Annotated in this window: 18 protein-coding genes; 8 read left to right on the top strand and 10 right to left on the bottom strand. The window is 37.5% G+C overall.

Annotated elements, in window-relative coordinates; all coding sequences use genetic code 11:
* The first annotated feature begins 88 nt into the window (after nt 1-88).
* Nucleotides 89-565: a hypothetical protein gene (locus FNW02_RS02685; protein ID WP_191756060.1), complete on the top strand. Its 477-nt coding sequence runs from the start codon at nt 89-91 to the stop codon at nt 563-565.
* Nucleotides 566-631: 66 nt separating this feature from the next.
* On the opposite strand, the gene FNW02_RS02690 is transcribed toward FNW02_RS02685, so the two are convergent.
* From FNW02_RS02690 to FNW02_RS02700, 3 genes are all read right to left on the bottom strand, one after another.
* The gene (locus tag FNW02_RS02690) at nt 632-1,030 is read right to left on the bottom strand and encodes a nuclear transport factor 2 family protein (RefSeq protein WP_191756061.1); all 399 of its coding nucleotides are present in this window, start codon (nt 1,028-1,030) and stop codon (nt 632-634) included.
* Between the two features lie 95 nt (nt 1,031-1,125).
* Entirely contained in the window at nt 1,126-2,133 is a 1,008-nt protein-coding gene (locus FNW02_RS02695) for a zinc-binding dehydrogenase (RefSeq protein WP_191756062.1), read from the bottom strand.
* A 164-nt stretch (nt 2,134-2,297) separates the two neighbouring features.
* Nucleotides 2,298-3,092: an aspartyl/asparaginyl beta-hydroxylase domain-containing protein gene (locus tag FNW02_RS02700; RefSeq protein WP_191756063.1), complete on the bottom strand. Its 795-nt coding sequence runs from the start codon at nt 3,090-3,092 to the stop codon at nt 2,298-2,300.
* 575 nt (nt 3,093-3,667) lie between these two features.
* Between FNW02_RS02700 and FNW02_RS02705 the strand changes: the two genes are divergently transcribed.
* Nucleotides 3,668-4,579, top strand: coding sequence for a DUF4007 family protein (locus FNW02_RS02705; protein ID WP_191756064.1), 912 nt, complete (start codon nt 3,668-3,670; stop codon nt 4,577-4,579).
* Between the two features lie 17 nt (nt 4,580-4,596).
* Nucleotides 4,597-8,100: a hypothetical protein gene (locus FNW02_RS02710; RefSeq protein ID WP_191756065.1), complete on the top strand. Its 3,504-nt coding sequence runs from the start codon at nt 4,597-4,599 to the stop codon at nt 8,098-8,100.
* Between the two features lie 97 nt (nt 8,101-8,197).
* Here the strand turns inward: FNW02_RS02710 and FNW02_RS02715 are convergent, their stop codons facing one another.
* Both FNW02_RS02715 and FNW02_RS02720 read right to left on the bottom strand, forming a co-directional pair.
* Nucleotides 8,198-9,088, bottom strand: a complete 891-nt coding sequence (locus tag FNW02_RS02715) for a DUF4351 domain-containing protein (RefSeq protein ID WP_191756066.1) — start codon at nt 9,086-9,088, stop codon at nt 8,198-8,200.
* A gap of 85 nt (nt 9,089-9,173) precedes the next feature.
* Complete coding sequence (locus tag FNW02_RS02720; RefSeq protein ID WP_191756067.1) at nt 9,174-9,395, bottom strand: hypothetical protein; 222 nt, start codon at nt 9,393-9,395, stop codon at nt 9,174-9,176.
* Nucleotides 9,396-9,501: 106 nt separating this feature from the next.
* Here FNW02_RS02720 and FNW02_RS02725 point away from each other — a divergent pair, with 106 nt between their 5' ends.
* The gene (locus FNW02_RS02725) at nt 9,502-9,726 is read left to right on the top strand and encodes a hypothetical protein (protein WP_191756068.1); all 225 of its coding nucleotides are present in this window, start codon (nt 9,502-9,504) and stop codon (nt 9,724-9,726) included.
* A gap of 73 nt (nt 9,727-9,799) precedes the next feature.
* Here the strand turns inward: FNW02_RS02725 and FNW02_RS02730 are convergent, their stop codons facing one another.
* Nucleotides 9,800-10,072, bottom strand: coding sequence for a hypothetical protein (locus FNW02_RS02730; protein ID WP_191756069.1), 273 nt, complete (start codon nt 10,070-10,072; stop codon nt 9,800-9,802).
* 112 nt (nt 10,073-10,184) lie between these two features.
* Between FNW02_RS02730 and FNW02_RS02735 the strand changes: the two genes are divergently transcribed.
* From FNW02_RS02735 to FNW02_RS02750, 4 genes are all read left to right on the top strand, one after another.
* Entirely contained in the window at nt 10,185-11,558 is a 1,374-nt protein-coding gene (locus FNW02_RS02735) for an HNH endonuclease domain-containing protein (protein WP_191756070.1), read from the top strand.
* A 133-nt stretch (nt 11,559-11,691) separates the two neighbouring features.
* Entirely contained in the window at nt 11,692-12,093 is a 402-nt protein-coding gene (locus tag FNW02_RS02740; RefSeq protein ID WP_225225384.1) for a hypothetical protein, read from the top strand.
* Between the two features lie 167 nt (nt 12,094-12,260).
* Nucleotides 12,261-13,736 (top strand): amidohydrolase family protein, encoded by a 1,476-nt coding sequence (locus tag FNW02_RS02745; RefSeq protein ID WP_191756071.1) that lies wholly within the window; start codon nt 12,261-12,263, stop codon nt 13,734-13,736.
* Nucleotides 13,737-13,820: 84 nt separating this feature from the next.
* Nucleotides 13,821-14,273: a RidA family protein gene (locus FNW02_RS02750; protein ID WP_191756072.1), complete on the top strand. Its 453-nt coding sequence runs from the start codon at nt 13,821-13,823 to the stop codon at nt 14,271-14,273.
* Here FNW02_RS02750 and FNW02_RS02755 read toward each other — a convergent pair.
* The 4 genes from FNW02_RS02755 to FNW02_RS02770 all read right to left on the bottom strand — a co-directional run bounded on the left by FNW02_RS02755 (nt 14,266) and on the right by FNW02_RS02770 (nt 18,647).
* Nucleotides 14,266-15,093 carry an alpha/beta fold hydrolase gene (locus tag FNW02_RS02755; protein WP_191756073.1) on the bottom strand — a complete coding sequence of 276 codons (828 nt, stop codon included), beginning with the start codon at nt 15,091-15,093 and terminating at the stop codon, nt 14,266-14,268. The genes FNW02_RS02750 and FNW02_RS02755 overlap by 8 nt on opposite strands.
* 18 nt (nt 15,094-15,111) lie before the next feature.
* Nucleotides 15,112-16,500: a histidine--tRNA ligase gene (gene hisS, locus FNW02_RS02760; protein WP_191756074.1), complete on the bottom strand. Its 1,389-nt coding sequence runs from the start codon at nt 16,498-16,500 to the stop codon at nt 15,112-15,114.
* Between the two features lie 111 nt (nt 16,501-16,611).
* Nucleotides 16,612-17,058, bottom strand: a complete 447-nt coding sequence (locus FNW02_RS02765; RefSeq protein WP_191756075.1) for a DUF3598 family protein — start codon at nt 17,056-17,058, stop codon at nt 16,612-16,614.
* A 170-nt stretch (nt 17,059-17,228) separates the two neighbouring features.
* Nucleotides 17,229-18,647, bottom strand: a complete 1,419-nt coding sequence (locus tag FNW02_RS02770) for an aldehyde dehydrogenase family protein (protein ID WP_191756076.1) — start codon at nt 18,645-18,647, stop codon at nt 17,229-17,231.
* Between the last annotated feature and the right edge of the window lie 17 nt (nt 18,648-18,664).

Consider the following 18,664-nt stretch of genomic DNA (forward strand, 5'->3'; position numbering starts at 1 on the left):
CCCCCTGCCCCCCTGCCCCCTACTCCCCTGCAAGACAATGAGTCAAAGTGATAAAATATTCTAATGGCTGCTCTAATCCTCGCTATTGATGAACAAACCATTGGATGAAACGCTGTCAATCAAAACTGCTGAACGCATAAACAGCAGGGCTAGTACTCCGTTTGATAATGCTTACAAAGCAGCATTAGTAACGGAAGGAGCAAAATATGTTCAGGGATTTTTAGCTTTTGCTGGCAAGCCATACAGACCGATTGAACACAGTTGGATTGAGCTAGGCAACGACTCAGAAGTAATGATAATCGATCCCACACTACCGCACCTGAATAAAAATCCTCAAGAACTTTGGTATTTTCCAGCACAAAGCCTGAGCGTCAAAAAACTGAAAGCAGTAATTGAAGAATCAAAAGAAGATTATCCAGAAGACGATCCTCTACCAATCTATGGTGATCCACCTTATGAGTATTATGGTGATGTAATGTTAGGTGGTCAAGACTACTTAGCAGCATATCAAGCCGCAGAAGCTAAGTGCAAAGAAATCAACCAACTAAACCCTGAGAGAAACTAACGAAATCAAATAATTACGAATTACGAATTACGAATTACGAATTACGAATTACGAATTACGAATTATTTAATACGATTTACCATCACTACCAAAATATTCCCGATAGCCACAGATTTTGTCGCCACGTACATCAAAAGAAACGGCTACCCGATTTTTGTAAGGCTGTCCGAATAAAAGCCCTTCATCTCGAAACTCAAAAACAGCCGTTGTTTCATTGCTAGTAACGCGGTCAAGAGAATTCAACTTCAACCCTGGATTAAAAGACTCAGAAACATAATAGAAAAACTCTCTAGCTCGCTCTTTTCCTATATTTAAACCGTGAAATTTACCCATTGGAAACCAAAGGGTAAAATCTTCTGTGAGCATATTTAATAATGCTTCCCATTCTCCTGTAGCCATACCATGTGTTAGATGCTCAAATGCCTGCTGAGCAACTTTTAAAGTATTTTCTGATTCTTGTGTCATTTTGATTGCCTTTTAATATCTAAACTTTTGTAAAATTTAAGATTTTAGGTTATAAAATTACTACGATTAGTTAGTTTAAAAAATTCAATTTGTAGCTAAAATCTGACAACTACTTTGCCACAATTTTGCCCACTCAAGAGGTATTCCACAGCAGCAGGAATGGATTCTATACCGTTAAATTGGGTTGAGTCAACGGCAACTTTGAGTTTACCAGAAGAGAAGAGATAAATTAGGCGATCGCGTGCCTCGACCATATATTCTTGATAATGAGGCATGAGAAAACCTCGAACAGAAGCAGCTTTCCAAAATAGCTGGTGATAAATGCGAGGTTGGGTAACTTGTTCTAAGTTCTTCGCATATTCAGAAATAAAACCTACTACTACTAAACGTCCCCGCACAGCCAAGTTATCAACGCAAGTATCGAAAACTTGTTTACCCACACACTCAAAAATTAAATTAATCCCATTGGGGTATTCTTGCTTGAGGACTTGATTGAGATTTTCTGTATGATAATTGATAATGCGATCGCAACCTAATTCTTTAAGTAACTCCGCCTTCGCCTCAGAACTACAAGTACCAATGACATGATTACCTGCTAACTTTGCCAATTGCACCGCAATATGACCAGTTCCGCCTGCTGCTGCTGTCACTAAGACAACTTCATTACTTTTCATCTCCCCCACTTGTTCCAATGCAACTAAAGCTGATACACCTGTAGGCATTAGTGTGAGCAACTCTGGTGTTGCTTGGCGCACCTTCACCGCTAAGTTTGCATCAATAACCTGATATTCTCGATAACCGCCACCACGCACAGTGGTTACTACAGCATCACCAATTTGAAAATCTTTAACATTTTCACCCCTAGCGACAACCTCTCCCACCGCTTCCACACCCAAATCAAAAGGAGGAATCAAGTTAACATAAGGAACATCACCACGACAAAGTAAAGTATCAAAACCACCATTAATCCCAGCAAATTTGTTTTGAATTAAAAGTTGACTAGCAGCAGGCTTGGGAATAGGAATCTCGACAACTTCAACAGCAGATTTAAAATCTTGATTCAGTTGCTTTACTATTAACTTTCTGTAAGTTTTTGCATTCATTTCCAAAACGTGTATTGACCTTACTCCTCAATTTCTCTGCGTTCTCCGCGTCTCTGCGGTATGCCTCCGGCACGCTACGCGAATGTTAAAAAAATAACAAACTTGCAAAAACAGATTCTTGATTTTCAATCCGCGTCAGCGAGTTTTTATTGTGTAGCCTAACCTTATAAAGCTTTATCCCACTCTAACTGATGAGCTAAACCATACTTGATAAAATCTTCTTCATTAGCCTTATCGCTTTTACCAAAAACACCTAAACTGTAAGGATTATCTTGCATACGTTGTATAACTTGCTCTTGTTCAAACCGTATCACTTCCTCTCTAGACTTATCCGGTTTAAAAAAGTCTACAACCAAAACAGTTCTGTCATAATCAGTGTAATTGTGCGGACAGTGTGGATAGCTGTGATCTAAAATCAGGAATTTTCCTTCATACCAGTAAAGCTGCTCATGACATATTTTCATAGCCACATCCCCCTCTGGCACAATTAATCCAAGATACCCACGATTCATGTGAGGATTATTGTTCACATGCAACTTGATATCTAAACCTGGATGGAATGTACCAAAATACACATTTCTGATAACGCCATCATTACTAAAGTTGACTTTTTCTATCACTTTAGCCAAATTTGAGAAATATTTCTCTCTTAACCTAAGTGCTTTTTTCGATGCATCATCTGATCCATAATCAGGATATTGTATTTGATGCAATTGGATATATTTTTCAATAAATAACCCTTGAAATAAAATACCAAAAGCACTGTATTTTGAATTACCCTTGGTTTTGATTGTTTTACTTTTAGGCCCAAAAACCTCGTCAGTAAACTTTAATTCTTCATCAGATGCCTGCTGAAGAAAGTGTTTAAACTCATCTCTAATCACTTGCCAGTTATCTTGAAAGCTTTCAAGAAAAGGAAATTCTTGTGGATTTAGATGATATTCGTTAAAATTTTCCATTGTCTTTTCTCCTGAAGAAAAAATATTGGTTTTTTAAGAAATAACTGATAAAAATAGCCTAAAATGTGTTATTTTTTGAGCCAAAGATTAAGATATATCTGTTTAATAAAACTTATAAATACATTCTCCATACTTGTCAAAGACTCTCTCAGAGAATTACTTTTATCTATTCCTGCACAGTAAGGATATACGCTATTAGATCAATTCCACTATCTAAAGCGGTTGCTACTCGCATCAGGTACACCAAAATCCTTGATTGACAAACTTAGCTTATCAGCCCTCCTGTATATACCTTATCCAATAGAGAAACGCTATATATATAATATTATAATTCTGGTATGTATCAAAAAAACTGTTATGTTAATTGGTTTAAGGAAATGATGTTATGTTGACTGGTTTAGACTTTTTAGAGTTAGTTTAGCTAGGCATGTAAAATTTTATATCAGCATTCAAAATTTTAGGGAAAATAAATTTATTAATATCATTTAAATTTCAAGACTTTTTGAGTAAATAAAAACTATTGTCTAATTTTGAGCCATAATAACTAAAATAGTTGCTATCATATACATCCTACCATGATCCAAACTAGTCTGAACTTCAAACATCTTGAAAATCCAGTAAATCCAGTATTTGCCAACCATGAAACTTTTCACCCTCGTTTTGGTTGGTTGAAAAAAGGATTTGATGCAGCAAAGAAAAATCCAGGAATTTTCTTACAGGATGATGCTCCTGTACGTTTAGGTGTTGGTAAAAATATGGTACGCTCTATTCGCTATTGGTGTAGTGCTTTCAAAATCCTTGATAAGAATAATTTACCAACAACATTCGGGGAAAAGCTTTTAGGAAACAATGGATGGGACTCTTATTTAGAAGATCCAGCATCATTATGGTTATTACATTGGAATCTGTTAAAACCTACTTGCGAAGCTGCTGCTTGGTACTATATTTTTAATATATTTAGGGATTTAGAGTTTACAAAAGAAGACATTTTATTAGGATTGAAAGATTATATAATGAATTTCAATAAAAATATTGCTGACTCTTCTTTTATCAAAGATGTAAATTGTATTTTACGAATGTATGTTGCACAGGATTTTACTAGAGGTAATACCCCTATTGAAGATTCTATTGATTGTCCTTTTAATGAACTAGGATTAATTCGTCATTTTGGTAAAAACTATCAGTTTAAAATTGGCACAAAAGCGAATTTACCTGCATCAATTATAGTCGCTAGTTGTTTAGAATATGCTAGTTGGATAAGTCAGGGAAGAAAAACCATTAATATTCCTAGCCTACTTTATGATGAAGGTAGTCCTGGGATGGTATTTAAACTGACGGAAAATATTTTATGTGCAGCTATTGAGACAGTGGCTAAACAGTTTGATGCGATAATTCTTTCGGATACCGCCGGGTTAATTCAGTTATCTTTTACTGATGAGCCAGAGATCTTAGCTGAAGTAATTCTAAAGCAATATTATAATTCTTGATAAAAATGAGTACAACTATGACTAATAGAAAATTATCCCATTATTTTAGTCTCCAGCGTCGCTATTCTCGTTCAATCAATTTAGAAAGAGATTTAGATAGTGTGGAAGCTTTAGAGGGTTATGTTCTTACTAAAAGAGCAATTGATTCTCTAGAACGCATTTTAAATAGTTTTAATTCAGATGAAGGAAATAGAGCTTGGACATTAACCAGTGTTTATGGGACTGGAAAATCTGCTTTTGCTCATTATTTAATTTCTCTTGCTGCTCATTCTAAGAATGAAACGTACCTTAAAGCTTTATCAATAGCTGAAGATAAATTAGGTAAAAGTAGTGATATCTATCAATTAATTCAAGATAAAATTAACCCGATAGGATTAATTAGGGCTGTGGCTACGGGACAAAGAGAACCGATTAGTCATACTATTATCAGAGCTTTATTAACAGGAGTTGACAGTTTTTGGACTGTTAACCAAAAGAACAAAATTGATGTTGTTCGTCAGCTGGTAGATTTAGAAGCAGAGATTAATGATGGTGGAACAGTTGATAGTAAAGAAATTCCTAATTTGGTGTTAGAAGTTGCTAAAGAATCTAAAACTGGTATTTTCCTTGTTATTGATGAACTGGGTAAAAATTTAGAATATGCTGCTCATGCTCAAGGCTTTGAAGATTTATATCTTTTACAACAATTAGCTGAATTACCAAAAGATAGTAAAACTCCTATTTATATTTTAGGTATCTTACACCAAGCTTTTGCAGAATATAGTCAAAGATTAGCAACTGTTCAAAAAAACGAATGGGCGAAGATTCAAGGGCGATTTGAGGATATTGCCTTTACTGAATCATCTGGACAAATGATGAGCTTGATTGGAGAAGCAATTGATTCTTCAGCATCAGACACAATAAGTTGCGCTACTAATAGTTACTCTGAGGACTGGAGTAACTATTTAGAATCAATAATTGTAGATGAAGAAGTAACTGATAAAATTATTAAAGCAGTTTATCCGCTACATCCTTTATCTGCTTTGATCTTTCCAACTCTCTGTCAACGTTATGCTCAAAATGATCGCTCTTTATTCACCTTTTTAACCAGTGGAGAGCCTTTATCATTTCGTAATTTTTTAGAAGAAGTATCGGTCAGAGATGATCATTTACCAACTCTTAAGCTAGATCGGGTTTATGACTATTTTATTGAAGCTGCGGGGATGGGTTTAGCTTCTCGTCCTAATTTGCAAAGATGGATAGAAGTTCAAGATTTAATTAGTGATGCTAAACGCTTAGAAGAAGATAGTCTGAGGGTACTAAAAACCATTGGCATTTTGAACCTAATTACAGTTACAGGTTCAATGAGAGCGACAAGAACGTTAGTATCTTTAGCTATGTGCGATCGCCCGTCAGAAGCACAGATTAATTATTGGCAACAAATTATTGATAAACTGCTAAAACAGAATCTCATTACTCATCGTCGTCAATTAGATGAATTGCGGATTTGGCAAGGTTCTGATTTTAATGTTGACAGTGAGTTAAGTAATTACATAGGACAAGAGCGATCGCCTTTAGTTAAACTGTTATCTCTCCACCGTCCCTTAAGGCCTTTAGTTGCTCAACGTCACAGTTATCAAAAGGGAACTTTACGTTATTTTGAACGGCATTATTTAGATAACTCCCAAGATTTGAGTCAGTTAATTTGCAGTAGTGCGGATGCAGACGGTTTTGTGGGGTATTGGGTAGAGGAAGAAATTCCTAATTCTGTTCCTTCCACAACTAGTGATGGTAAACCATTAGTTATTTTAAGTGCAGTTAACTTAGATATCTTGCAAATTCGTACCCTGGAATTTGTGGCTTTAAATAATATCAAAAAAACAGCAAGAGAGTTACAAACTGATGGGGTAGCGAGAAAAGAGGTAAATTATCGTTTACAAGAAGCTGAAGAATTTTTAGATGAAACTCTCAATCAGTCCTTTAGTGTAGGAGTAAATCAACAATGTTGGATTCAAGGACAAGTCGAAACACTTAACAACATTACTGATTTTAATAGTAAGCTTTCTGAGATTTGCGATCGCGTTTATCATCGCAGTGCAATTTTGTGGAATGAATTAATTAACCGTCGAGATTTAACCTCTCAAGGGGTAAAGGCTAGACGAGAATTGATTCAGGCAATGTTGGAGCATCAAAATGAAGAGAGATTAGCTTTAGAAGGTTATGGCCCTGAAGTTAGTATGTATTATTCTCTGTTAGAAGAAACAGGGATTTATCGCCAGGAAGATGAGTATTGGGATTTTTACCCACCATCAGAAAATTCGGGTTTGAATTCTCTGTGGGAAGCAGTTGATAATTTTTGTTTAGCAGCAACAGAAACAAGTCAAACTTTTGATTTACTTTATCAACATTTAGCAGCACCTCCCTACGGTATGAAACAAGGTGCAGTTCCGGTGATTTTAGCGGCGGTACTGTTGTATCACGCTGATGATTTGGGACTTTATCAAGACGGTACATTTATTCCAGTATTGGGAACTGAACATTTTGAATTATTAGTTAAATATCCTGAACGGTTTGCAGTTAAGTATTTTGCAGTAGTTGGATTAAGAGCGGAAGTATTCAAAGAATTAGAAACAATTTTACGCAATCCTCAGTTAAAAAATTTGGGTAAAGTGCGTAATGCAACCCTGTTAACAGTGGTTACTCCTCTTTATCAATTTGTGAAGAAACTGCCTAAATATACTCAACAAACCCGACGGCTTGCAGATGAACCTAGAGCTATTTTAAAGATATTACAAACTACTGTTGAACCCGATGATTTGTTGTTTAAAGCTTTACCAGCAGCTTGTAATTTACCCCCTATCGGTGCTGAAGCCGGGGATGATGGTGTAACTGCGAAAACTTTACGCACTAAGTTAGTTCATGCCCTCAGAGAGATTCATACAGCTTATGATCGCTTATTGAGTGATTGTCAAAAACTGATTTATGAAGGCTTTGGGGTCAGAAGTAAGGAAACAAAACTCAGAGAAGATTTGCGGGTAAGGGCAAATTATTTAGCCGGAAAATGTATTGAATCCCCACTAAAACGCTTTATTCGAGCAGCATCCGATGAAACCGCAAGTGATTCTCAGTGGTTGGAAGCTTTGGTGATGATTGTTGCGGATAAACCTGCTGAATCATGGACAGATGATGATGCCACTGCATTCGAGATGAAATTAGCGGATTTGGTGCGACGGTTTAAGAATCTGGAAGCTTTGCAAAAGGAAGTAGCCGCCAAGGGAGAAGGTTTTGAAGCTCGACGAATTACAATGACTCGTCCAGATGGTCAAGAAATCAATCGAATGCTATGGGTGGATCATGGGAGAGAATCGCAGGTTGAACAGATTGTTGACGAATTTTTGGCTAAATTACCTGACGATCAGCAGTTACGACAAGCGGTTTTGGCAAAGTTGAGTGAACGGATTTTAAATGCTGATTTGCCAGAGACGGTTATTAAAATTGAAGAAAAGCGATCTGATGAAATAACGGGGAAAAACTTCGGCTAAAATAAGTATTACGATGGGGACAAATAACAAAACAAGATCCCCGACTTCTTTGATAAGTTGGGGTTCTGAGCCTATCAAATCTACTGTTGATTTATCCTTATTGTTGGTTTAACCAAGTTTCTAAATCAGCAACATTGGAAAAGTCTAATAATCCTTCTCCTAAATTTTCTAATTGTTCAATAGATAATCCTTTAATCTGTTCGATTAATGATTCATTAATTTCCCCAATACGGCGATTGAGTTGACGCAGTATTAAGTCTTGTTCTCCTTCCTGCCTTCCCTCTTGTTTGGCTTGTTCTCTGTCTCTTTGATAAAGTGGTTCTAGCCGCATAATTAACTCCCGATCATCTGCTTCTAATTCTTGATTTACTCTCAAGTTTTCGCGCAAGTTGTAAACTAATTCGAGTGTTGCTTTTTGGTATGGATGATTTAATGGTAACGCTTGCAACTCGATAATCGCTTGTGACTGCACACTTCCCCTACCCAAAAGCCTCAACCATAACGTCTCAGGTATCTGTGGTAGTTGATGTATCGCTACAATTGCTGTTCGCAAGGCTTCTGGCAGAAAATGTACTCCTGATAACCAACCGTCTTTTTGCATAGTTCCAAAGCTAGACAATCTAGTTTCAGATACAGTTGGAGTAAGAACCCACAATTTGGGAATTTCTGAGTCTTGAAGTTTGGTTTTATTTGCTTTTGATTCTCGTCGCAGGAGAGCCTTAACTTCTAATAATTTTAGAATACAGTCGCATATTTCATCGGTAGAAGCTGGATTGCGGAAGGGTTCTATGAGTGCAGGATTTTCAGCAAATCTTCCCAGCAAACCCAGTATTTGTAAATTAGAGCTTTGTTGTTTGTCAGGAGTGAAGAAAACATCTATTTCTTTAATCTCTCCTGAGACTTTTTCTGATGGCTTGACTTCTCCGTAATCTTTTAGTAATTCTTCCAGATAGTCCTTGGCAAATTTGTCATGTATGAAACGCGTCATTTAATTAGGAATCCTCTAGTTATTTAAATTATCAAGAGTTGGCGCGATCGCTCCAACTGCCTACACGTTTTATTTCCTAGACTTGCTATCTAATTAATAGACTCACTACATCACCTGATTCACCTAAACTACCTGCTATTACAGGTTTAGACCAAGAGCCTACTTCTGCATAACCTATAGTATGTAAAACCTGGATAGTCCTCCTGACTAAATTAGGACTACCAACTAATATGTGTTTTATCTTTTCTCTGCTGACCTGGGTTTGATTGCTGCTGTTATCTTCTAATTTCACAAATTCTTCTGCCATAACGCACCTGTTTAATGTTGCAAAGTGGGATTAATCTCTTTCATGCCTAACTGTACCGTACGTACTATATATACCCTACAAAAGGTATATTGAAACTTAACGATTTATGATGAGTCTTGATGATATGCAAGAGTTGTTTGTGACAGAGAAGCGTCAGGGACAAGAGTATCTTGGTTTCTATCTTCCAGAGGGTAAGAAGGAGCTGTTTAAGGAGTACTGTCAATTTATTGACAGCACAATGAAGAATGAACTAGAGAAGTTCATTGATCAGTGCATATCTGATCCCAAGTTCCAGCAATATTTAGAAATGAAGCGTAGGTTAAAAGATTAAGTAATGTTCTTATGACAGATGTATGCAGCATCACTGTTCTAAATAGTTCTGTTCTAACTCTTGAGGGATAGTGTTACAGCTTCCAGTATTGAGAATTAAAACCAAAAACAGATTTAAGATCATGAACTTCAGAAGCCCAAAAAGTCAACCGAGATGAGATTCTATATCTAACTTCTGTGTCATAAACTTCACCATGTCTTTTTGAAACCTCTTGAATTTTTTGGTGAAGTTGCTTACGTACTTTTGGCAAAGGTTGGTTATAAAGGGCCTGTTTAATCTCTTGCATCATCTGAGAAACGGCTAGATTCCCCTCCTCATCGAACATTTGCCAATTGTCTACTTGCATAGTATTCAATGTTTTCTAGGACATTTGTTATCATAAATGCTAACTAAATTCAAAAAATTAGTTATCACAAAAGTTAACAAAGTCTACTCCTTGTCCTGTCATAATGAAAACTATGGGAAAAGCAGGACAAGCACTCAGACAGGTTTTAGAGTCTTACAACATCAGCCAAAGCCAACTGGCGACAGGTTTAGGTGTTGAGCGTCCAATTGTCTTCCGTTGGTATCACGAAAAAATTGACCCTACTGCTGAAACTGTTGTAGAGATTGTTAAGGCATTAAATAAAATTAATCAATCAGCCGCAAATGAGTTTATTCAAGTATATTTAGGAGATTTAATATTACTTAAAAATCAAATCATTACTCAAGATTTACCGCTATCAGACAAAGTTGATGTTACTGTTTTAGCTCGAATATTTAATAATATAACTAATTCTTACAAGTACCTATATTTTTTATCATTACTAGATATTCTCAAAAGAAGAAAATTTGATACTTTATCACCTATTAGCTTTCAAGAAATTATTGTGGAAATGTTAGCTAATGCTTGGTATCCTCACAAATATTTTAAGCTCTCTTTTGGAATACAAGACCAAATTGCTAATAAATTAGATACTCTTGAGTTAGAAATTACAGAACCAATTTTAAAATTTAGAGATACAGATAAAAAGCTTTTACGCAATACTATTAATCACCAAAATCTTGATGATATTGTTGTTTCTATTAATCGCTATGTTTCCTATCGTTTAATTCGTCCTTTCTTTACTCAAGAGACTAGAGGATTAAAGGATTATGATGTTAATCCAGATATAATTAATTTAGCTAACAATCAATTTCATACTAAAAAGCCTTTATATTGCTTCAACGCGGAAGACCAAAGAAATTGTAACGCCATTATTTTACATCCAGATTGGATTCAATATTTAGAGGAAAATTATACAATAGTTAGGGGCTGGGCATCTTGGGAATGGTTAAATTATATGCAGCAAGGAAACCCCAGTACCCCTAATGTGGTTAATAAATTATTCATGCCACAAGAGAGAGATTCTTTGGCAAATCAAATTAAATATTGGAAAACTATTTTAAAGCATCGGGATATTGAATGTATTTATTCTAAAGTTAAATTGGATAAGGATGAAATTTCATTAGATCATTATCTGCCTTGGTCATTTGTAGCTCATGATCAATTATGGAATTTAATTCCAACGACAAAATATGTTAATTCTTCTAAGTCTAATAATTTACCATCTGAAGAATATTTTAAGGCTTTTGTAGAATTACAACATAAAGGTTTAACTATTGCCTACGAAAATATATCTAACAATCAATGGTTAAAATATACAGAGTCATTTGTATCTGAATTAAAAGTAAGTCAGGCTGATGATTTATTAAATTTAGAAGTTTTGATTAAGGCTTATAGAATAACAACTCTACCTTTAATTTCTTTAGCAACTATACAAGGTTTTAGCCCTAATTGGGTTTACGCCTAAGAAACAATGAACCCACTTTAGTAATTTGGTTGGCATACCGCCGAAATTGTCACGGTTGTCGATAGTCAACTCCCCGGTTTTGGTTCAGTCGCATCAGCCTTTCACAATTGGGAAGACGTTTGGAGGAAAACCCATGAATAACGCCCATGATATCGTACCCACCCACCTCGCAGTCCAAGCCATGCGAGATAACGGTTATAAAAATGCCGCATACGCGATGCCTTCGGCGAGCTTCGCTGTGGTGAATGGAGATTTAAACAACCGTTTATCAGGTAACTTACATATTTCTATCCCAGATATTCCTAATAGTGCCATAATTGCTAGAGTTCGCCACCAATTAGCTATTTCTACAGGTGCAGCTTGTTCATCAGGTGTTGTTGCACCCTCTCACGTTTTACAAGCTATGAATCTTTCAAATAATGTAATTGAGGGAGCTTTAAGAATTGGTATTGGTAAATTTACAACCAAAGAAGAAATTGAAAAGGCATCATTTTTAATAACCAATGCAGTCAACGAAATTCATCAACTTCTATAACAATACTTCGGACATATTAAGTTGCGATCGCACCGTAGGAGAGTAGTTCTGAGCAATTAGTCTGTATCTCGGTATGATTCTGAACTTATATAATACTTAAGTGGAATAATATTATATTTGAACATTAAAACTTTGGATTATTTACTCATTTTAGTGTAAGGTCTACTGTGTCTGAAACTCCCATACTAGACAAAATTATCAAAAATGTGCGAGTAGTTCGTCCCCATCAGGATGCTGTTGAACTACTTGATTTAGGAATTAAAGATGAGAAATTTGCTCAGATTGCCCCTGATATTAGCCCAGACAGAGCCAAAGAAGTATTTGATGCCAAAAACCTGCTGGGCTTTCCTGGGGTCGTGGATGCCCACATGCACATCGGTATCTATCAACCCCTCGATAAAGATGCTGTGACTGAAACCAAAGCAGCAGCAATGGGGGGAGTTACAACTAGTCTCAATTACATCCGTACAGGACAGTATTATCTCAACAAAGGCGGTTCCTACCGCGATTTTTTCCCAGAAGTATTGGCATTATCCGCAGATAATTTTTTTGTAGATTATGGCTATCACATCGCACCTATAGCTAGCCAGCATATCGACGAAATACCTTTACTATTTGAGGAACATGGCATATCTTCGTTTAAAATCTTCATGTTTTATGGCGGTTATGGGTTGCATGGTTTGTCAGACCAGCAAAACCTCTTTTTGATGATTAATAAAGAGGAACGCTACGACTTCGCCCATTTTGAATTTATTATGCGCGGTCTAACTCGCTTGATGGAAGCACATCCAGAAGCGCGAGATACTATCAGCTTGAGTTTGCATTGTGAAGTTGCAGAAATTCTCAACGCCTACACCAAAATAGTTGAAAATGACTCTAGTCTTAGCGGATTAAGCGCATATAGTGCAGCACGTCCCCCTCATTCTGAAGGTTTAGCAATTTGCATTGCTTCCTATTTGGCACATGAAACTAACTGTGCAAATATTAACTTGTTGCATTTGAGTTCGCGTAAGGCAATGGAAGCAGCTTTAACTATGCAAACTGCTTTTCCTCATATTAATTTTCGGCGAGAAGTTACTGTCGGACATTTGCTATTAGATGTCGATACTCCTAATACAATTTGGGCAAAAGTTAACCCCCCTATTCGTCCCCGTGCTGACGTAGAATATTTGTGGCAAGCAGTACTTAACCATCAAGTAGATTGGATAGTTAGTGACCATGCTTGCTGTTCTGCTGAACAAAAAAGAAGTGCTAAAGACCCGAATAATATTTGGTTAGCGAAGTCTGGTTTTGGTGGTACAGAATATTTACTTTCTGGTGTATTTAGTGAAGGTAGCAAGCGGGGAATGTCTTACAATCACATGGCTAAGTTATTAAGTTGGAATCCTGCACGAAGGTTTGGGTTAAGTTCAAAAGGTGACATTGCAGTTGGTTACGATGCTGATTTGGTACTGTTAGATCCGAATGAAACCTTTATTGTTCGCGCTGCTGAGTCTGAGTCGCAGCAAGGCTACACACCCTTTGAAGGAGTTGAGTTAACAGGACAAGTCAAAACAACCTTTTTGCGAGGTAACATAATTTACAATCGCGGACAGGTAATAGGTGCACCTAGAGGACGCTATTTAAAGTCCAAAAAAGAGTAGATAGACTACGGGGCTGCAAGATCCCCGACTTCTTCAAGAAGTCGGGGATCTGATCACCGCTAAAAACATTATAGGAAATTTGTGATGTCTACTCGTGAAGCGATCGTTCCTAAAGGCATGGAGATTCTCTATGAGAAATTTCATTATTGCCCTGGTGTTAAAGTTGGTAATACTTTGTATATCTCTGGACAGGTAGGCAGAGATGAAAATTTACAAATTGTTCAAGGTATAGAAGCCCAGTTTGTTCAGGCTTTTGAAAATGTTAAAAAGGTACTGGATGCAGCAGGGGCTAACTTTGATGATGTTGTAGAAATGATTACTTACCATGTCACTGGTAATGGTTTAGGGGAATTCCAAGCTGAAGCAACTGCTTGCAATCAACCATTGCATATTATTCCATTTTTACAATTGTTTATGCAAGTAAAAGACCGCTATTTTATTAATAACTATCCTACCTGGACTGGCATCGGCATTACTGGTTTATCTACGCCAGGATTGATAATTGAGATTAAGTGTACAGCTGTTTTGTCTAGATAGCATCTACATCATCCAAAAATTCGAGTACTACCTTTGCAATTTCTTCTGGTATTTGGTTCATCATACAAATAGTTCCGTTTGATAACTCGACAACTTTACCATGAGGAACAGCTTGAGAGAGAAAATATCTATCTTGTGCTATTGCTAAACCCAATCTCTCAAATTCTTCCACATCATCAATTCCCCAGAGAATCAGAGTTGGACATTTAATTAAACTAAATCTTTCTGCGGCCTCTATGCAGTAATTTCCCACAGCCCAAACTGCATATAAAGGATGGCCAAAGCATTTTAAATCATCTAAAACCCATCGATGATTTAATTTAGCCGAACCTACATACCTTGTACGAGCTAACCATCTATCTATCAAGTGTGAACCATCTTCTTTAATCACAAAACCTTCATTAAATCTCTTCATTAAATCGGCTTTTCCAGCTTCACCGAAGCCAGCCACATTACATAAAATTAATTTATTAACACGTTCTGGATAAGCTGCTGCTACTTCTCCAGAAACAAAAGCTCCCGTATGATTTCCCAGAATGTTTATTTTTTCAATACCTAACTCATCCAACAAAGCAATGACAGTTTTAGCGTAGTCAGCTATCGAATACAACCTTGGCGGTTTATCAGAATCTCCAAAACCCATAAAATCCATTGCGATCGCGCGGTATTTTTCTGCCAAAATTGGCATTAATTCGTGATATTCATCACTACTACGCGGGTTCATATGTAATAACAAAAGAGGCTCTCCTTCACCACCAATCCTGTAAAGAATTTGACCATCTTCGGTGTCTAAAAAAGCTCGCTTGATTGGTTTATTCATAACACTCTGTCTAAGGATTTACGTCAGCCTACGTTTCACTTCTTCAGCCAAATCTGCCAATGGGACTTCTACTTGCTCACCTGTTTTCAAATCTTTGAGAGAAGACTTTTGTGCTGCGGCTTCCTCAGAACCAATAATTACGCAGAATTGAATCCCCTGTTTATCAGCTAGCTGAAATTGTTTACCCAAAGCTCGCTTGTCGAAGCTAGTTATAACATTAATGCCAGCCTGACGCAGCATTTGAGACACATTTAAATAAATGGGCATCAAATCTTCTTGCATATTTACTACCATTACCTGGGCTGGTGTAGCAGCTAAGGTACTAAGAATACCAGCTTTTAGCAAGCGACTAATTAAACGAGTTAAACCGATGGAAATGCCTACACCAGGCATTTTTTCGCCTAAAAATGTTCCTACTAATTCTTCGTATCTGCCGCCAGAGCAAATACTACCCAAGGCTTCATGTCCTATTAAGGTAGTTTCGTAAACTGTACCAGTATAATAATCTAAACCACGTGCGATCGCTAAATCTATACAAAAACGATTTTCCGCAACTCCCAGATTACGAACGCCTGCTATCACCGTTTCTATTTCAGCAACTCCCAGACTAAATTGCTCTGCTTCTGGCAAATTTTGCGCGAGATGCTTGAGCTTATCTAATACCTCATCAACAGTACCATCAATTTTAATAAAATCAATAATTTTTTGAGTTTGCTCTGCTAAAATATCCTCCTTTTCTAACTCTTGCTTAACCTTAAATTCACCAATTTTTTCTAGATTATCAATGATGCCAATACAGGATTTAATTTTATTCTCTGCAATCCCTAGCGACTGAAATAAACCTGTAAGAATTTTTCGATTATTTATGCGGATGAGAAAATCACCAATATTAATTGCTTCAAATATCTCGGTGATAATTGCAGGCATTTGAGCATCATAGAGTAAGCTAAGTTCACGACGCGCAACTACATCAATATCGCACTGACGGAACTGACGAAAACGCCCATCTTTTGCCCTCTCTCCGCGAAAAACAACATCCATTTGGTAGCGAGCAAAGGGAAAGGTCAATTCATTCAAGTGACGGGCAATATAAGCCGCTAGAGGAACTGTTTGATCAAATTTTAAAGCTCTCGCTTCCGAACCAGTTTCGCCGGATTTATCCCTCTCTGCTTGCCGATTTGGTGGCAGAATGGGATCAATACCATAAATGATATTATCGCCTTGATTTCCTTTAGCTTGTAGTACTTCTAAACGTTCTACTGCTGGTGTTTCTATAGGCGTAAATCCATAGCTTTCAAATACCCTACGGATGGTATCTAACAAATATAATTCTAGACGTTTCTCACTAGGAAGAAATTCTGGAAAACCACTAGGATTAGAAAAGTTTATTTTGTCTGTTTTTGCCATGCGTGTACATGCCTTCACTTTAATGTAAAGCGGTAGCCCTCTTTAATTCAACGATAAAATGATTTTTAACACAAAGGCATTAAGGAAAATCATTTTTGAGCTTTAAGATTACTATTTTAGTCGTTCTTCTTGAATCAGGGTGCGTTGAAAGATTTGATTGTTTTTAAACCAATGCCAAGTACGGGCACGATTGTTATTATCAGGACTAATGTAGATCATTTCATACAAGTTCAGTTCTGGGTTTGTTTTATAAGAAAACCATAAAATAACAATGGAATCATCCGCTTCCCATGCTTTTCCTTGAATGCGATCGGTGTCAAACCAGAGTTTATTATCTTTATAAGTTCCGGGAAATTCATATTCCTCTTTTTTACCGTCAGCCCATTTGTAACGGTTGATTTGATAGTAAGGATGAGGGCTATTTTCTGGAAATTGACAGGTTAAGTGAGACTCATAGCTGTCGAGGATTTTTCCTGCTGTATCAATTAGTGTATAAGTTCCTACCCAATCACCTTCATGACGAGCAAGCACTGGCATTCCTTCTCGAATATTAGACATTACAAAACTCCTTTTGATAAGTTAAGTAGCTAGGTGTAAATAAAAGTTTGTCGTGAGGACTTTAGTCCTGATAATCCTTGTTTTGAGCGATGAATCTCACTTCTGAGCTAGGATTTTATTTTATGTTTAATTATACCTACTTAATAGGTTTAGTCATTACCTCTAATTCCCTACTCCCTATTATCAAACCACCAAGGGTCGCTAGTAGAATTAGTTTTAATTAAAATAGCTTTTTTCCGCATGAAACGTTTAATCGCTGCTGCACCCATGCGTGACCCTCCCATCCCGGAGAATTTGAAGGCATTTTTCTCTCCCTCGTGCATGATGGCAGTGAGTGCGGCATCGTTGATACTGATAGCACCTGCATCTAGTTGGTGAGCAATTGCTAAGGCTTCTGCTTCTGAGGCAAACACCGCAGCACTTAGTCCATAAATTGAGTCGTTTGCTAAATACACTGCTTCTTCGACTGTGGCAAAAGGCATCACTGGCATAATTGGGCCAAAAGTCTCTTCAGTCATTACTTTCATGGAATGGTTGACTTGAGTGAGAACTGTGGGACTGCACCACCAACCGCCGCCTAGGTTTTCAATTTCACCACCAGAGTGAATTACTGCTCCTTTTTCTACCGCATCTAGAAGATGGTCACTAATAATTGCTGCCTGTTTTTCGGCAATGATGGGGCCAATTTCTCCAGTTTCAACTGTGGGGTATGCTAGCTGAAGCCGAGAGGCTTTGGCTATTAGTTGATGCACAAACTTTTCAAATATAGATTCAGCAACGTAAATCCGCTCAATTGATAAGCATGACTGCCCTGTGTTGACGACTGAACCCCATAAAATCGCTGAGGTTGCTAATTCTAAATCGGCTGATTCTAAGACGATCGCAGGATCTTTTCCTCCTAATTCCAAAAAAGCTGGAATAAACCGTTTAGCAGCAGCTTCAGCCACCTTCCGTCCCGTTGCCACGCTACCTGTAAAGCACACTAAGTCTACACATTCAATCAGAGCAGCTCCAGTTTCACCCGCTCCCTCAACAAAATTTAATACGTCGCGCAATTTAGGGATGGCATTGAGTGCTGTAATCAGCGGTGCTACGAAGCGGGGAGCTATCTCACTAGGTTTGACAACAACTGCACAACCCGCCAATAATGCCGGAATGGTATCAATTGTTGATAGCAATAGCGGGAAGTTCCACGGGCTAATTATTCCAACTAGAGGGTAAGGAACTGAAGTTTGTTGCAATGCGATAAACGGGATGGCTGTATTTCTGGCAAACTCTTGTAGCAAATCTGGTGCTAACCCACACCAGCGGTCAATGCTAGCGAGGAAGGAGTCTATTTCTAATACTGAGACTGACAATCTTCCTGTATCATTTACCAAAGCTTCTGTCAAGCGATCGCGTCCCGATAATATGGCTTGCTTCCACTGCTGTAAGGCTTCAATTCTCCCCTCTAGACCCAACTGCTGCCAGCGAACTTGCGCCCTCCGTGTACGGTTACATTGCTGTGCCAGCAGCTTTGGAGGCGGGGGTAAAATCACGTAATCAAATTTGCCAGTCCGGGGGTTGCGAACTTCTATTGGTTTTGTCATTTGTCACTTGTCATTTA

It is taken from the genome of Komarekiella delphini-convector SJRDD-AB1 (assembly GCF_014831675.1).
Classification (GTDB): domain Bacteria; phylum Cyanobacteriota; class Cyanobacteriia; order Cyanobacteriales; family Nostocaceae; genus Komarekiella.

Bases quoted from the DNA above. Each gene is read 5' to 3' on its own strand.
- FNW02_RS02735 (WP_191756070.1), top strand. From the start codon at position 10,185: ATGGGAAAAGCAGGACAAGCACTCAGACAGGTTTTAGAGTCTTACAAC.
- FNW02_RS02770 (WP_191756076.1), bottom strand. From the start codon at position 18,647: ATGACAAAACCAATAGAAGTTCGCAACCCCCGGACTGGCAAATTTGAT.
- FNW02_RS02685 (WP_191756060.1), top strand. From the start codon at position 89: ATGAACAAACCATTGGATGAAACGCTGTCAATCAAAACTGCTGAACGC.
- FNW02_RS02730 (WP_191756069.1), bottom strand. From the start codon at position 10,072: ATGCAAGTAGACAATTGGCAAATGTTCGATGAGGAGGGGAATCTAGCC.
- FNW02_RS02690 (WP_191756061.1), bottom strand. From the start codon at position 1,030: ATGACACAAGAATCAGAAAATACTTTAAAAGTTGCTCAGCAGGCATTT.
- FNW02_RS02695 (WP_191756062.1), bottom strand. From the start codon at position 2,133: ATGAATGCAAAAACTTACAGAAAGTTAATAGTAAAGCAACTGAATCAA.
- FNW02_RS02720 (WP_191756067.1), bottom strand. From the start codon at position 9,395: ATGGCAGAAGAATTTGTGAAATTAGAAGATAACAGCAGCAATCAAACC.
- FNW02_RS02715 (WP_191756066.1), bottom strand. From the start codon at position 9,088: ATGACGCGTTTCATACATGACAAATTTGCCAAGGACTATCTGGAAGAA.
- FNW02_RS02700 (WP_191756063.1), bottom strand. From the start codon at position 3,092: ATGGAAAATTTTAACGAATATCATCTAAATCCACAAGAATTTCCTTTT.
- hisS (WP_191756074.1), bottom strand. From the start codon at position 16,500: ATGGCAAAAACAGACAAAATAAACTTTTCTAATCCTAGTGGTTTTCCA.
- FNW02_RS02755 (WP_191756073.1), bottom strand. From the start codon at position 15,093: ATGAATAAACCAATCAAGCGAGCTTTTTTAGACACCGAAGATGGTCAA.
- FNW02_RS02740 (WP_225225384.1), top strand. From the start codon at position 11,692: ATGAATAACGCCCATGATATCGTACCCACCCACCTCGCAGTCCAAGCC.
- FNW02_RS02710 (WP_191756065.1), top strand. From the start codon at position 4,597: ATGACTAATAGAAAATTATCCCATTATTTTAGTCTCCAGCGTCGCTAT.
- FNW02_RS02750 (WP_191756072.1), top strand. From the start codon at position 13,821: ATGTCTACTCGTGAAGCGATCGTTCCTAAAGGCATGGAGATTCTCTAT.
- FNW02_RS02725 (WP_191756068.1), top strand. From the start codon at position 9,502: ATGATGAGTCTTGATGATATGCAAGAGTTGTTTGTGACAGAGAAGCGT.
- FNW02_RS02765 (WP_191756075.1), bottom strand. From the start codon at position 17,058: ATGTCTAATATTCGAGAAGGAATGCCAGTGCTTGCTCGTCATGAAGGT.
- FNW02_RS02705 (WP_191756064.1), top strand. From the start codon at position 3,668: ATGATCCAAACTAGTCTGAACTTCAAACATCTTGAAAATCCAGTAAAT.